Below are 13755 nucleotides of genomic sequence, written 5' to 3'. Positions count from 1 at the left end.
AAACGCCAAGACGCGAAGGACGCAAAGTTTCTTGAGGTTGAGTTTTTGGGTGGTCCTCGATGGTGGTTTCGTAATTACTATGGATGACGGAGATGGGTTTGGTGCGGACGCGGTGGCGTTTGGCGTCTTCGAGGAGGGTGTTGACGGAGTAGAAGCCCATCGGCTGGTTGTTGATCAGGCCGCAGTAGAAGGCGGCGGGGTGGTGGGCTTTCAGCCAGCAGGAGAGGTAGGCGATCAGGGCAAAGGAGATGGCGTGGCTTTCGGGGAAGCCGTAGAGGGCGAAGGAGCCGATGGATTTGACGACCTTATCCTGAGCGTCCTGAGGGATGTTCTTCTCGGTCATGCGCTGGCGGAGTTTGTGGGAGATGTGCTCCATTTTCTCGTCGGCACGTTTGAAGGCCATGGCGCGGCGGAGTTCGTCGGCTTCGGAGCCGTCGAAATCGGCGAGGGTCATGGCCATGCGCAGGACCTGTTCCTGGAAGAGCGGGACGCCGAGGGTGCGCTTGAGGATGGGTTCGAGGGAGGGGTGGATGTAGTCGATGTCGTGGATCCCCTGGCGGCGGTTGAGGTAGGGGTGGAGGAGGTCGCCGACGATCGGGCCGGGGCGGATGATGGCGACTTCGATGGCGAGGTCGTAGAAGGTCCGCGGCTTCATGATCGGGAGGGTGGCCATCTGGGCGCGGGACTCGACCTGAAGGTGCCGATGGTGTCGGCGCGGCAGAGCATGTCGAAGACGGCGGGGTCGTCCTTGGGGATGGTGGCGGGGTCGATGGAGTGGCCGCGTTCGGCGCAGATGGCGAGGGCGTCCTCGATGGCGGCGAGCATGCCGAGGCCGAGCAGGTCGACTTTGACGATGCCGAGGTCTTCGCAGTCGTCCTTGTCCCACTGGACGATGGTGCGGCCGGGCATGGTGGCGGGCTGGAGCGGGACGATGTGATCGAGTCCGCGGTCGCAGATGATCATGCCGCCGGAGTGCTGGCCGAGGTGGCGCGGGAGGGTGAGGACGGCTTGGTAGAGGTGGAGGAGGGCGGGGAGGCGCGGGTGGGAGGCGGGGATGCCGGATTGGATGAATAAGTTTGTTAGAGCCCGCTGCGCGGGAGTGCCGAGTGCTCCGCCGTCGCCAAGGCGATGGCGGGCAGGCGAGTGATCAGTGCGAAGTGAAAGGCACGGGGGATGGGTGGCTGGGGATGTTGCGGAAGGAGTTGCAAACTCCTTCTCCGTATGGGCTGGGGATGTGGGGCTGGGGATGGGTGGCTGGGGATGTGAAGAGGGCGGGACGCCCGCGCTCCCCTGTTGTGGAGACGGCTCTTTGCTGCTGGTTTCGCCGCTCCTTGGGGAGGCGTGGATGTCGGAGAAGCGGTCGGCGATGGCGGGGGGGAAGCCGAGGACTTTGGATATTTCGCGGAAGGCCGATCGGGGGCGGTAGGTGATGACGTTGGCGGTCATGGCGGCACCGCGCGGGCCGTATTTTTCGAAGACGTGCTGGATGACGAGTTCGCGGCGGTCGCCGGAGGGGAAGTCGATGTCGATGTCGGGCCAGGAGCGGCGGTTTTCGGAAAGGAAGCGCTCGAAGAGCAGGCCGCCGCCGATGGGGTCGACGTTGGTGATGCCGAGGGCATAGCAGACGGCGGAGTTGGCGGCGGAGCCGCGGCCTTGGCAAAAGATGCCGTGGGCTTTGGCGAAGTCCATGATGTCGTGGACGATCAGGAAGTAACCCTGGAAGCCGAGTTTCTGGATGAGGGCGAGTTCGTGTTCGAGCTGGGTCTTGATTTTGCTACTAAAGGTGCCGTAGCGGAGGTGGGCGCCGTGGTAGGTGTGGCGGCGGAGCTGGGTGGCTTGTTCGGCGAGGGAAAGGGGGTGGTCGGAGGCGTCGTGGGCGTCGGGGAAGCGGTAGCCGAGGTTTTCGAGGGTGAAGTCGAGGCACTCGCTGAGGCGCCGGGTGTTGGCGAGGGCTTCGGGAAGGTCGGCGAAGAGTTCGCGCATCTGGCGCGGGGACTTGAGGTGGCGTTCGCCGTTGGGGGCGAGCAGGGCGCCGGCTTGGTCGAGGGTGGTGCGGTGGCGGAGGCAGGTGAAGGCGTCGCAGAGGAGCCGGTCGGCGCGGGTGGCGTGGAGCGGGGCGTTGCTGGCGATGAGCGGGAGCGAAAGGTGGCGGGCGAGGTCGATGAGCTGGCGGTTGAGGCGGGGGTCGTCGCGCAGGTGGTGGCGGGTGAGCTGGATGTAGAGGTTGTCGCGGCCGAACTGCTGGATGAGTTGCCGGGTGAAGGCTTCGGCTTCGTTTTTTTTCCCCTGGAGGAGGAGGCGGGAGAGTTGGTGGTCGCGGTCGCCGGTGAGGGCGATGACGGAGCCCGCTTCGTGGGAGTGGAAAGTGGGAAGTGGAAAGTGAAAAAGGGAGGAGTGCGTCGCTTTGCGACGGGATTGGGGCTGGGGTTGATAAGTGGGCGGGACGCCCACGCTCCCCTGATCGGTGAGGTGCTGGCTGAGTTGGGAGTAGCCGGGGCGGGTGGCGGCGAGGGCGACGACGGTGGGGAGGCCGTTGCTTTCGAGGATGGTGCCGACGTGGGCGCGGATACCGTGGGCTTTGGCAGTGGCGTGGGCTCGGGCGGAGCCTTGGAAGCCGAGTCGGTCGGTGATGGCGATGGCGGGGTAGCCGAGGGCGGCGGCGCGCGCGACCATGGTCTCGGGGAGGCTGGCTCCGTGGAGGAAGGAGAAGGCGGAGCGGGCGTTGAGTTCGGTGAAAGACATGGTCGCCTGCGGCGAAGTGCCGAGTGATCAGTGAGAAGTGATCAGTGAAGATTTGCGGTGCGGGCACCGATGAGATTTGGAAATGGATTCACGCGTAGTGGCCCTGGAGGTGCCAGAGGTCGGGGGGGGTGTGGGAGAGGCGGAGGAGGTGGTGGGTTTCGAGCTGGATGTCCCATTCGAGTTGCTGCCAGGACTCGCCAGGGCTCCACCAGTGGCCGGAGATGGGGAAGGGGCCGTGGAGTTTCAGGATGCGACCGCGATGGGGGCCGGTGAGGAGGGCGAGGGGTTGGGGGTGGCCGTGTTTTGGGGGATCGAAGGCGACGGCGATTTCGAGGGGTGGGCGGTAGCGGGAGAGAGGGTGGGTGCCTTCGGCGGAGTGCTGAGTGGCGAGTGCCGAGTGAGAAGTGGAAGAGTTCGGGGCTTTGCCCTGGGGTTGTGTGGGTTGGGGTTGATAAGTGGGCGGGACGCCCACGCTCCCCTGTTTTTGGGGCGGGCTGCCGGCGTTGCTGAAAAGGCGGTGGGCGGGGGCGAGGTGGAAGGTGTCGGGGCGGTGGGTGAAGTGGGGAACGGGGAAGCCGATCCGGTCGTCGCCGAGGAGTGCGGAGAGGCGGATCAGGGTGTCGGTGAGTCGGTGCGGCTGACGGATGCTGTGACCGAAAAGCTGGTGCTGGGCGGGACTCGATTCGCTGGGGGTAAGGGAGAGTTCGATGCTCTCGACGGGGGCGGAAAGTTGGAGATTTTCGAGCCGGGCTTGGAGGGGGGTGAGGATGATTTCGGGGGAGGCAGTGGGCTCAGGAAGTCTAACGATCAATCGATTTAAGCTTTTGTTTGAATTGATCAGGTTGAGTTCAATTTGAATGCAGCACAGATATCTTGAAATCAGACGATTGCATAAATTTTGAAGGTATTTTCGGATGAAAAAGATGAGAGCAACTGAAGAATCAATGGGGTGTTCCAGGTGGATGGTTGAAACGAATGATTCAAGAGGGTGGATGAGGAAGAGGGGTCGGTGAAGTTTGTGGTGAAGGATGTCGTGGAGCTGGGCGATGGCGGGGCCGAGTCGCTCGGCGAGATCCTGGTGTGGGAGCTGGGCGAGATCGCCGAGGGTGTGGATTCCCCACATGTGGCAAATTTCCAATGTCCCATTTTCCAATGCCAAATGGGGGAGTTGCTGGGCGAGCTGGAGGGGGAGGCTGTGGAACACTTTTTGTGGAACATCACAGGCGGGTGAGAGCTGGATGGTGGTACGGCTCCAGCGCGAATGGGGGCCTCTAAAAACGAGGCTGTCGGAGCTGCTTGGGGAGAGGGCGAGGAGGTGGGCGAGGTCGGGGGTGGTGGCGGTGGCGAGGTGGGCGGGGAGGCCGAGCTCGCTGACGCGAGAGTGCCAAGTGCCAAGTGGGCAGTGATCAGTGTTGGTTTGCGACGCGTTGCGTCGGGGATGGAATTCAGCGGAGCCTTGAAGGTCGAGGGTGAGGGTGTCGGGGGTGGTGAGTTCGAAGTCGGGGGTGAGGGATTCGGCGAGTTCGAGGAGGTCGCGGAGGGCGTGGGCTTCGGCGTCGGGGTCGCGGGGGAGGATGTGGAGTTGGGGGCAGCGGGCGAGGGCGCGGGTGATGGAGAAGCCGGGTTCGAGATGGAAGGAGGCGGCGCGGCGGTTGAGGGCGAGGATCGGGACGGAGTGGTGGGATTTCTCGGTGGCGGCGACGGCACAGGGGAAGGGGCGCTTTTCCGGGTGGTGGCGGAGAAGAGCTTCCAAGGGGAGGGATGGGAGATGGAGGGTGAGGTACAAGAAATTTTTAATGTTCAATTTTCCAATGTTAAAACGAGATGTGGGCTGGGGTTGTGCTGGGCTGGGGTTGAGCTGGGGATTGGAAATCCCCACTCCTGGGGTGTGGACGTTCGGCGGCGGGGTGGAGGTTTGTCGGAGTTGGGCGGGTGAGGCGAAAGGAGTTGAAAACTCCTTCTCCATAGTGGGGTTGATAAGTGGGCGGGACGTCCACGCTCCCCTGTGAGGGGTCAGGCGGTGCGGTGGAGGTGGCGGGTGGTTTGGGTTTGGAGGGAGGCGAGGAGGTCGGGGCGGGAGAGATGGAGGTCGTCGAGGGTGAATGGGCGGGTGAGGGTGAGGCGGAGAGAGGTGCGGGGAATGAGGGGGGTGGGGGTGAGGGCGAGGAGGGTGGTGTCGGTGGTTTCGGCGAGTTGACGGAGGCGGTGCCAAGAGGAATTGGGGATGCGGCGGAGCTCGCGGGTGGGGAGGGCGGAGAGGTCGAGGAGGACGAAGGGCAGGTTGCCATCGCGCAGCAGGAGGTCGGCGGCTTGGAGGGCCTGGGAGGTGTCGTGGCAGCGCAGCCACAGGAGGCGGGCGCATTCCTCGGGAGTGAAGGAAGCGGGGTCGAAGCGGTCGCGGGCGTCGACTAGAGCCAGGAGATTGGTGTTTCCGTGTTTCCGTGTTTCGGTATTTTCGGAAAGGAGGGCGGCGATGATGAGGGAGAGGCCACAGGAGGGAAAGGCGGGGGAGATTTCGGTGATGGCGCCGGAGGGAAAGTGCCGCGTGCCGAGTGGGAAGCTGGCCTCTGCTCCTCGGGCTTTGGGGGGGAGGGAGGGCTTGGTTTGGGGGGCTTCGGACTGCAGGGGCGAGGCGACAGGGCGGGAACGCCCTTGCCCCTCTCGATGGGCGGAGGGGAATTTCTCGCGGAGTTGTTTCCGTAGGGCGATGATTGCTTCGCTTGGCATGGGGCGCGATGGGCATCTTGACGGAGATTTTTAAATGTTCAAGTGAACAGTCTAGGGTGCGGGTGTTTTTTTGCGGGGTTTTTGAGAGGGGGTGGCTTGATCGGTGGATTACTGTTTTTCCACGCGGCTGGGGATTCGGGAGCGGCGGGGCGCTGCAGCCACGGGTCAGGCGCCGACTGAAGTCAGCGGTCCGTGGCGAAGTAGCTTTGGGTGTTTTGAGTGCAGGTCTGGATGAGGTCGGCGGTGGGGCGCTGGAGGTGTTTTGCGAGGGCTTGGGCGAGGGAGGGGAGATTGGCGGGGTGATTTTGTTCGTCGGGAAGCGAGTGGGTGATGAACTTCTCCGGGGGAAGCATTTCGGGAGCGTCGGTTTCGAGGAAGAGTCGGTCGGGTGGGACGGCGCGGTAGGAATCGAGGACGGCAGATTTTTGTGGCTGGAGGAAATAGCCGGAGAAGGAGAATCGGGCGCCGAGCGGAGTGAGTTGGGTGACGAGTTCGGGGGCGCCGCCGAAGGAGTGGAGGAGGAAGCCGTTGGCGGGTGGAGGTTCCTTTTCGAAGGCTTTCAACAGCGGGCCCCAGGCTTTGAGGGCGTGGATGGTGATGGGGAGATTGCGTTCGCGGGCGAGGGCGAGTTGGGGGAGGAAGACGGTGAGTTGTTCGTCGAGGGCGGGGTGCTTGATCCAGCGATCGAGTCCGCATTCGCCGATCGAGGCGCTGGGGAAGCGGTCGAGGAATGAGGTGAGGGTTTCGAGCCACTTGTTAGATCGTTGATGGGCAAACCAGGGGTGGAGTCCGAAGGCGGGGTGGATGAAGCCGGGGTGGTCATCGGTGAGCTTGGCGACTTGGGGCCAATCGGATTCGGAGGTGCCGTTGACGATGCAGCCGGTGATGCCAACGGCCTTCATCTCGGCGATGAGGCGGTCGGGATCGGCGAAGCGCTGGAGGTGGTTGTGGGCGTCGAGCACTTTGGGAGCCTACGTTTTGGAGGCGAAACTTCAATGAGCAGGAAAAATGACGGATTTGTGATATCGGGAAAAAGATTTCGACGCAGGGTCACGTAAGAGGAGCTCCTGCTCTTCGGGAGTCGGTTTTCCGCTATGAAATTACCTTTTCTTGTTCTTGCTCTGACGCCTTTCGTCCATGGGGCGCCCGCTGGGTTTGAGATGACGAACTTTGCCGAGCCTTTGCGGGTTGAATATCCCACGGCTTTGACTGCGGCGGCGGATGGAACGGTGTATGTTTCTGCGGATCGAAACGGTTCTCTTGGCAAGGATCGGGATGTGGGGAAAGTGGTTTCCTGTCGGGATACGGATGGAGATGGCAAGGCGGATGAGTTTTTCGATTTCGTGCCGAAGATCGACAGTCCACGTGGTGGTCATTTCGTGGGTGATACGCTCTATATCATTCATCCTCCTCTGCTGAGTTCCTTCCGTGACACGGATGGGGATGGTGTGGCGGATGAGCACAAGGTGCTACTTGAGAATATCGGGTTCGGTCTGAATCATCCACGTGGCTCGGACCATACGACCAATGGTTGCCGGATGGGGATCGATGGCTGGCTTTATATCGCGGTGGGTGACTTCGGGATGGAAGGAACGACTGGAACCGATGGGAGAGTGGTGACGATGCGTGGTGGCGGGGTAGCGCGAGTGCGACCGGATGGGACGCAACTGGAAGTGTATTCTTATCACACGCGGAACAACTGCGATGTGGCAATCAGCCCCTATCTTGATCTTTTCACACGCGACAATACGAATGATGGCAAGGGTTGGGATACACGGGTGCATCATTTCACGAATGGATCGGAGCATGGGTATCCGAGACTCTACAAGAATTTCACTTCGGAGGCGGTGAAGCCGCTGCTGGATGTCGGTGGTGGTTCCGGGACAGGTGCCCTGTATCTTCATGAGCCGGGTTTTCCGGGGGAGGTCGGGGATCAGCTTTATACCTGTGACTGGACGACGGGTAAGATCTACCGTCATCCGCTTGAGGCCATTGAAGCGAGCTTCAAGGCCGGGCAGGAGGAGTTCATGAATTTGGAACGCGCGGTGGATATCGACGTTGATGGTGAGTCGCGCTTGTATGTTTGCGACTGGCGTGGCGGGAGATTCCGTTACGCCGGTGAGGGGGTGAAGGTGGGGATGGTGCAACGTCTGACAATTCCCGGGATGGAGGTGGAGAAGTGGCCTGATCTGACGAAGATGGGAGATGCGGGTCTGTTAGGTCAGGTGGGTCATCGTTCGGCAGTGCGTCGTTTGGAGGCTCAGCGGGAGATTCTCAAACGAGGGCAGAAGCCTGAGATGGCCGAGGGTTTGATGGAGATGATTCAGGATGGCGATGTTCCGCTCTATGGCCGTGTGGCGGCGATCTTCACCCTCAAGCAACTCTATGGATCGAAGGCGAATGCGCCTTTGATGGAATGTGGAGACCCTGAGGTTCGCGAGTTCGTGCTGCGTGCGGTCGCGGATCGCCGTGATCAATTGGAAGGGGCGCCGGTGCAGGCTTACATCGACGCGCTGGATGATGAGAACGCCCGGGTTCGGTTGCAGGCCGTGATCGGACTGGGTCGATTGGGGGCGAAGCAAGCGGCACCTGGATTGATCAAGCTGGGTTCGAAGACCTGGGAAGAGCGACGGCATCTCGGGGAAGGTGAGGACTATCGGATCCCTCATGCCTGCGTGCGGGTGCTGGGCGGTTTGGAGGCTTGGGAGGCCTGTCTGGAAGCCGTAAAGAATCCTGCGACCCGTCAGGTGGCCTTGCAGGGGCTTCAGTTGATGCACAAGGAAGAGGTGGTTGAGGGCCTGGAGCAGTTGCTGATGCATGAGGGTGTGGATGAGGAGTTGAGATTTGATGTAATGAGTGCTTTGGCGCGTCTCTGTTTTACTGAGGGTGAGTGGGACAAGAAGGAGTGGTGGGGGACTCGTCCTGATGACCGCGGTCCGTATTTTGCTGTCGCCGAGTGGTCGGGGACGCCAAAAGTGAAGGCGATCCTTGAGAGGGGTTTTTCGAAGGCACCCAAGTCGGAGCACGGACGGATCATTGATGTGATGGCGAAGAATCGAATCGATATCTCGACGCTGGATCTGGGTGCGCGTGATCCCTTGCTGATGGCGCTTGGTTCGGCGGAACTCGATCAGGCGGGTGTGACCCTTCTAACAGGTGCGGCGCTTGATGAGGGGCGTCCATGGGATGTCAGGCTTCGTTGTTATCGGTCCTTGGTTCGTGGTGAGTCGGGCAAGGTCTTGAAGAACAGGATCGAGATTCTTTCCAAGTGGGCCGATGAAGAAGGTCGTGTCGAGGTGGCGGAGCGTGAAATTGCGGATTTCATTTCATCACCGGCGCTGGTGCTGGAGCTTGAGGGGCTGCACGAGATTGCTCTGAAAGAGAATGCCCAGATGAGCCGCATTGCGTGGAGGACACTTTTAAGCTTTTCCCAGAGTCCGCTGGTTAAGGTGGGTTTCAAGGAGCAGGCGCTCAAGATGGTGAAGAATGACCCCCGTCAGGTGGGCTTCTTCCTTGCCCTTCAGGATCTCAAGTTGAGGGGATTCGATGAGCAGATCGAGGCCGCGATTGATAGCGACAATGACACGCTCATTGAAGAGGCGACTCGGACGCGTGAAATGTTGGCGGCCTTGTCAGTAGCTGGTGGCAAGATGGTTGCCGATCTTTCTCCTGAGGAAGTGATGAAGGCAGCGATGGAAGCTTCTGGAGATGTGGCAAGGGGGCAGGTTTTGTTTTCCCAACAAGGTTGTATTGCCTGTCATGCGGTGGATCAGGATGCGGTGCAGAAGGGGCCTTATCTTGGCTCCGCTGGCGGGAAATTTACGAGGGACTACCTCATCGAATCCATTCTCGATCCGAACAAGGTGGTGGCTCAAGGTTTTCAGACGGAGCTGATCACGCTGAAGGACGGCTCGGTACAGATGGGCTTCGTGACCCGTGAGGAAGACGGAGTGATCGAGATCCGGAATATCGCGGGAGTCGCGACCGAGTTGAAGGCTTCCGAGGTGGTGAAGAGGGATCACCAGTCGACCTCAATGATGCCTCCGGGATTGGCAGCAAGTCTCTCGCTGGGTGAATTCGTCGACCTGATCGATTACATGGGATCGCTGAAGAAGTAGCAGCCGAGCGGGTCGTCGAGGCGGACCTGCTCAGTCTGAAATCTCGACGACGAGATTGATTTCGACTGCGACGTTGAGGGGCAGGGCCGCGACGCCGAGAGCGGTGCGGGAATGTTTGCCGCGGTCGCCAAGAATTTCGATCAGCAGTTCGGAGGCACCGTTGATCACTTGGGGGTGGCCATAGAAGTCCGGCTCCGAGCTGACGTATCCGTTGAGGGCGACGATCTGCTTGATTTTGTCGAGTGATCCGATTTCACCGCGGACAACGGCGAGGCGGTTGAGGATGATGATGCGGGCGGCTTCCTGGGCTTCTTCGATGGAAACGTCGGTGGGTACTTTACCGAGAATTTTCCGATCGCCATCGATGGGAAGGCCTCCGGAGAGGTGGAGCATGTTGCCACTACGAACGCAGTTGACGTAGGCGGCGACGGGGGTGGGGACTTCGGGCAGGGTGTGGCCGAGGGATTGGAGGTGTTCGAGGGTCTGGTCCATGAGTGATGGGGTGGGAAGCCGTAGCTTGGACGCTTACGGATTGGGGAAGGATCCAGCCAGCAGGGCGATGAGTTTCTGGCCGCTGCTAGAGAGGGTGGCGGTGCGTCCTTCGCCGGAGAGGAGTCCGCGGGTGTGGTAGCGATGGGGGCCAGCGGAGTTACGGACGGAGGAAACGATCGGTGCGCTGACTTTCCTCTGACTGATGGAGATGCCGGTCGGTAGCCCGGTGGCGGTGAGGGAAATTTCCCACGAGGGTCCGGGTCGGTTGAGGTCGCCGTAGGCGAGCCATGGATGAAGTTTTGCGAATTCGAGGCTGCCGTCGCGCGGCAGGGTGACTTTGAAATAGGCGGGACTTTTGCGGACGAAATCCTGGACGGTCAGGCTGGGATTGGCGCGGTGTTCGGTGAGGAAGCGGGCGACGTCCATGCCGATGAGATTCATGCCGTTGAAGTTGCCGTGATGATTGGTGCCGCCGCCATAGGTCCTCATCCAGCCGTCGAATCGCGGGCTCATCATGAGGCCGAGCTCGAGGTGGACGTGGGCGCGAGTGCGGTTGATGCCGGCACCGGTGTAGCCCATCTGACCGAGAACGGAACCGCGTTTGACGGTGTCTCCAGGCTTGACCGAGGCCTTGGCGAGATGGGCGTAGAGGCTGTAGACGGCACTACCGTTGGTGTCGACCGGGTGGGCGACGACGATGTATCTTCCGTAGTTCGAGCGACCGGATGAATCGTTGACGTGGACGACGGTACCGTCGGCGATCGACATCACGAGGTCGAGGGGATTGCCGGCCTTGTCACGTTTGACCGGGGCAATGTCGATGCCCTCATGAAGGCGCATGTATTCGATGCCGTTGCTGGTGCGGATGGGGTTGCGAACCAGTCCGAAGGCGCCGCCTTCCCATGGTTTTGACGACACGCCTTCGAAGGTGCGGTCGACATACATGTAGAATTTCTCGGGTTCGCCGGTGAAGAGGTGCTCGTTTTCAGTGGGCAGCTGGTAGCTGACCGCTTCGCTGAAAGCGGTGGTCGCGAGAAGAGTAGAAAGGATCAGGGATCGGATCATGGTTGTTCAGCCACGGGGTTTCTTGGCGCCGAAGCGTGGGAAGCGTTGATCGAGTTCGTTGACCTCAGCGAGGGAGACGCCTTTCCAGACGACGAGTTCGCCGTCGTTGATTTGTTGGTCGACGATGACGCCATCGACGATGCGGCCATTGATTCTGGCGATGAACCAGCGGCCTGAGCTATTGGCGGTGACCGCGGCGAGACGGTGTTTGGCGGCGGTCTTGACCTTGAAGACGATTCCGAAGCCCTCGCCATCCTGCGAGGGGAAGGGATTGAAGGATTCGATGTCCTTGGTTCCGACTTCGGGCATGCGGCGGAAGACCCGTTCTTTTCCGGCGACGAACTGGGTAAAGATCATCGTGTGGTTGTCACCGGGATCGGTTTCCATGTGGAAGGCGATGATGGCGTCCTTGTTCTTTTTGCCCCCTGCGTCGGCAGGAAGAACGAAGGCCATGGCGATGGCAAGGACGAGCAGGCGGGGAAAATTCATGGCTGGAGAGTGACTGGAAGCCGGCTCGGGGTGAATGAAAAAGTCCGGGTTCGGGAATCCTCGGTGGTGACTGCCAGATCGTGCTGAAAATCCAAGGAATTCGCTGAGAGACGAGGGGGATTTTGCAAAAAATGGCCGGAGCTTTCGCTCCGGCCATTGAAGATTCTTGGGAATTCCAGAGGAGGAATCAGAGCATCGATTTGACGAGATCCTCGAGTTTGACGATGTCGGCGGCGAATCCGCGGATGCCTTGAGCGGTCTTCTCGGTGGCCATGGCGTCTTCGTTGAGGGCGAGCCGGAAGCTTTTCTCATCGAATGAGACTTTCTCGATGTCCGCGCCGGCGGCGGCTTCCGGTGAAAGGAAGCGTTCGACGGGTTCGGTCGATGCCTGGAGTTCGGCGAGGAGTTTGGGGCTGATGGTGAGGAGGTCGCACCCGGCGAGGCAGAGGATTTCCCCGGTGTTGCGGAACGAGGCACCCATGACTTCGGTTTTGTAGCCGAACTTCTTGTAGTAGGTGTAGATTTCGCGGACGGATTGGACACCGGGATCTTCGTCTCCTTGATAATCCTTGCCGGTGGACGCTTTGTACCAATCGAGGATGCGGCCAACGAAGGGGGAGATCAGTTGCACTTTGGCTTCGGCGCAGGCGACGGCTTGGGCGAAGGAGAAGAGCAGGGTGAGGTTGCAGTGGATGCCTTCCTTCTCGAGTTCCTCGGCGGCCTTGATGCCTTCCCAAGTGGAGGCGATCTTGATCAGCACGCGGTCACGGGAGATGCCTTCTTTCTCGTAAGCAGCGATCAGTTGGCGTGCTTTGGCGACCGTGCCTTCGGTGTCGAATGAGAGGCGGGCGTCGACTTCCGTGGAAACGCGGCCGGGGACGATCTTGAGGATCTCCAGGCCGAAGATGATGAGGATGCGGTCGAGGATGGAATCGACGAGGGCGGCGTCCGTCAGGGACGAATCCTTGTGTTCGGAGACGGCCTGCTCGACGAGGGGTCGATACTCGTCCTTGCCAGCGGCTTGAAGGATGAGGGACGGGTTGGTGGTGGCGTCCTGAGGTTGGTACGCCTTCATCGATTCGAAGTCACCGGTATCGGCGACGACGGTGGTGAATTCCTTGAGTTGGTCGAGTTGGGTAGCGCTCATGTCTGGGAATGGGCTTAGTGGGAGAGCGTGCCGGAGGCGAGGGGAAAACGGTGGCAGTTGCGGAAATGGTGATGAAACGCTCTCATGCCATAAATGCGAAACGGCGGGCTCCCGTGAGGAAGGTCCGCCGCTCGATGAGATTGGGAATTTCTTGCGAGTGGATTACTTGCCGCCGGTTCCGGGAAGGAAGCGGTAGTAGGTTTCCAGCATCAGGATGGCGAGACAGGTCCGGTAGTGGGTGTTGGTGAGATAGATGGAGGCTGGACCATTGACCGGCTTTCCTCCACCGGGCTTCTTCCAGGAGCCGTCATTGGCCTGATTGTTGAGAAGCTGATCACGGAACATGTCGTTGTATTTCTTCCAGTCGGGCCCGCCTCGGTTGATCATCGCCTGGGCTTCGTAGTAGTGGGCGTAGAGATCGCAGTCCGGGCCGTTGTATTCGAATTTGGAGTTCTTCGTGATGTAAGCGGCACCTTGTCTAACGGCGGCGGAATTTTCCTTGTCCCACATCTGGAGGCAGAGCATGCCGGCACCGGTCAGCGAGTAGTAACCGTTCTTGGCGTGGGTTGTGGGCTTGCTGTGGACATAGGAAAAGCCACCGCCGCTGACCTGGCATTCTTCAACGTAGTCGAGAGCCTTCTTGATGCAGCTATTCAAGCCACGAAAATCGAGACCGGTGTGCTTGCAGGCTTTGAGCGCCTGAATTTGCCAGCCTGTCACGGAGAGGTCCCCGCCACGTGGCTTGTCTTCAGAATATCCGTATTCCCAGCCGCCTGTTTTCGTGTGCTGGTTATCGATGATGAACTGCCCTGCCTGTTGAGTGACTTCCTCAAGCCTTGGAATGTTCTGGCCAAGTTGTTTGCAGAAGGTGGTAGCTTCCCCCAAGGCATAGGTGGCGATGCCATGTTCGTACGGCATCGGATTGGGTTCATTGCCATCGACCAACCGACCCTTCTTTTTGACGCCCATGTCGAC

General features: G+C 60.5%; 8 protein-coding genes and 2 pseudogenes. 1 reads left to right on the top strand and 9 read right to left on the bottom strand.

The window, feature by feature from the left end; translation table 11 throughout:
• From dnaE to WBG04_RS19925, 4 genes and pseudogenes are all read right to left on the bottom strand, one after another.
• A pseudogene (dnaE, locus tag WBG04_RS19940) lies at positions 1-2742 on the bottom strand (DNA polymerase III subunit alpha); the annotation flags it as partial.
• Between the two features lie 88 nt (positions 2743-2830).
• Positions 2831-4495, bottom strand: coding sequence for a Y-family DNA polymerase (locus WBG04_RS19935; RefSeq protein WP_424316478.1), 1665 nt, complete (start codon positions 4493-4495; stop codon positions 2831-2833).
• 260 nt (positions 4496-4755) lie between these two features.
• A complete protein-coding gene (locus WBG04_RS19930; RefSeq protein WP_424316477.1) occupies positions 4756-5469 on the bottom strand; it encodes a hypothetical protein in 714 nt (237 codons plus the stop codon).
• Between the two features lie 182 nt (positions 5470-5651).
• On the bottom strand, positions 5652-6431 hold the full coding sequence (locus WBG04_RS19925) for a TatD family hydrolase (RefSeq protein ID WP_424316476.1): 780 nt from the start codon (positions 6429-6431) through the stop codon (positions 5652-5654).
• A 132-nt stretch (positions 6432-6563) separates the two neighbouring features.
• Between WBG04_RS19925 and WBG04_RS19920 the strand changes: the two genes are divergently transcribed.
• Positions 6564-9587 (top strand): DUF7133 domain-containing protein, encoded by a 3024-nt coding sequence (locus WBG04_RS19920; RefSeq protein WP_424316475.1) that lies wholly within the window; start codon positions 6564-6566, stop codon positions 9585-9587.
• A gap of 30 nt (positions 9588-9617) precedes the next feature.
• Here the strand turns inward: WBG04_RS19920 and WBG04_RS19915 are convergent, their stop codons facing one another.
• From WBG04_RS19915 to WBG04_RS19895, 5 genes and pseudogenes are all read right to left on the bottom strand, one after another.
• Positions 9618-10079 carry a RidA family protein gene (locus WBG04_RS19915; RefSeq protein WP_424316474.1) on the bottom strand — a complete coding sequence of 154 codons (462 nt, stop codon included), beginning with the start codon at positions 10077-10079 and terminating at the stop codon, positions 9618-9620.
• Positions 10080-10112: 33 nt separating this feature from the next.
• Positions 10113-11144, bottom strand: a complete 1032-nt coding sequence (locus tag WBG04_RS19910; RefSeq protein WP_424316473.1) for a M23 family metallopeptidase — start codon at positions 11142-11144, stop codon at positions 10113-10115.
• 6 nt (positions 11145-11150) lie between these two features.
• Positions 11151-11633 carry a hypothetical protein gene (locus WBG04_RS19905; RefSeq protein WP_424316472.1) on the bottom strand — a complete coding sequence of 161 codons (483 nt, stop codon included), beginning with the start codon at positions 11631-11633 and terminating at the stop codon, positions 11151-11153.
• Between the two features lie 187 nt (positions 11634-11820).
• The gene (gene tal, locus WBG04_RS19900) at positions 11821-12780 is read right to left on the bottom strand and encodes a transaldolase (RefSeq protein WP_424316471.1); all 960 of its coding nucleotides are present in this window, start codon (positions 12778-12780) and stop codon (positions 11821-11823) included.
• 162 nt (positions 12781-12942) lie between these two features.
• Positions 12943-13755: pseudogene (locus WBG04_RS19895) on the bottom strand (hypothetical protein); the annotation flags it as partial.

The sequence above is a fragment of the Haloferula sp. genome, assembly GCF_049672945.1.
GTDB lineage: Bacteria > Verrucomicrobiota > Verrucomicrobiia > Verrucomicrobiales > Akkermansiaceae > Haloferula.
Note: the sequence above shows the minus strand (reverse complement) of the source record. Positions and strands in the feature narration are given on the sequence as shown.

Excerpts from the sequence above, each read along its gene's own strand:
- WBG04_RS19930 (WP_424316477.1), bottom strand. The coding sequence starts at position 5,469 with ATGCCAAGCGAAGCAATCATCGCCCTACGGAAACAACTCCGCGAGAAA.
- WBG04_RS19920 (WP_424316475.1), top strand. The coding sequence starts at position 6,564 with ATGAAATTACCTTTTCTTGTTCTTGCTCTGACGCCTTTCGTCCATGGG.
- WBG04_RS19915 (WP_424316474.1), bottom strand. The coding sequence starts at position 10,079 with ATGGACCAGACCCTCGAACACCTCCAATCCCTCGGCCACACCCTGCCC.
- WBG04_RS19910 (WP_424316473.1), bottom strand. The coding sequence starts at position 11,144 with ATGATCCGATCCCTGATCCTTTCTACTCTTCTCGCGACCACCGCTTTC.
- WBG04_RS19905 (WP_424316472.1), bottom strand. The coding sequence starts at position 11,633 with ATGAATTTTCCCCGCCTGCTCGTCCTTGCCATCGCCATGGCCTTCGTT.
- tal (WP_424316471.1), bottom strand. The coding sequence starts at position 12,780 with ATGAGCGCTACCCAACTCGACCAACTCAAGGAATTCACCACCGTCGTC.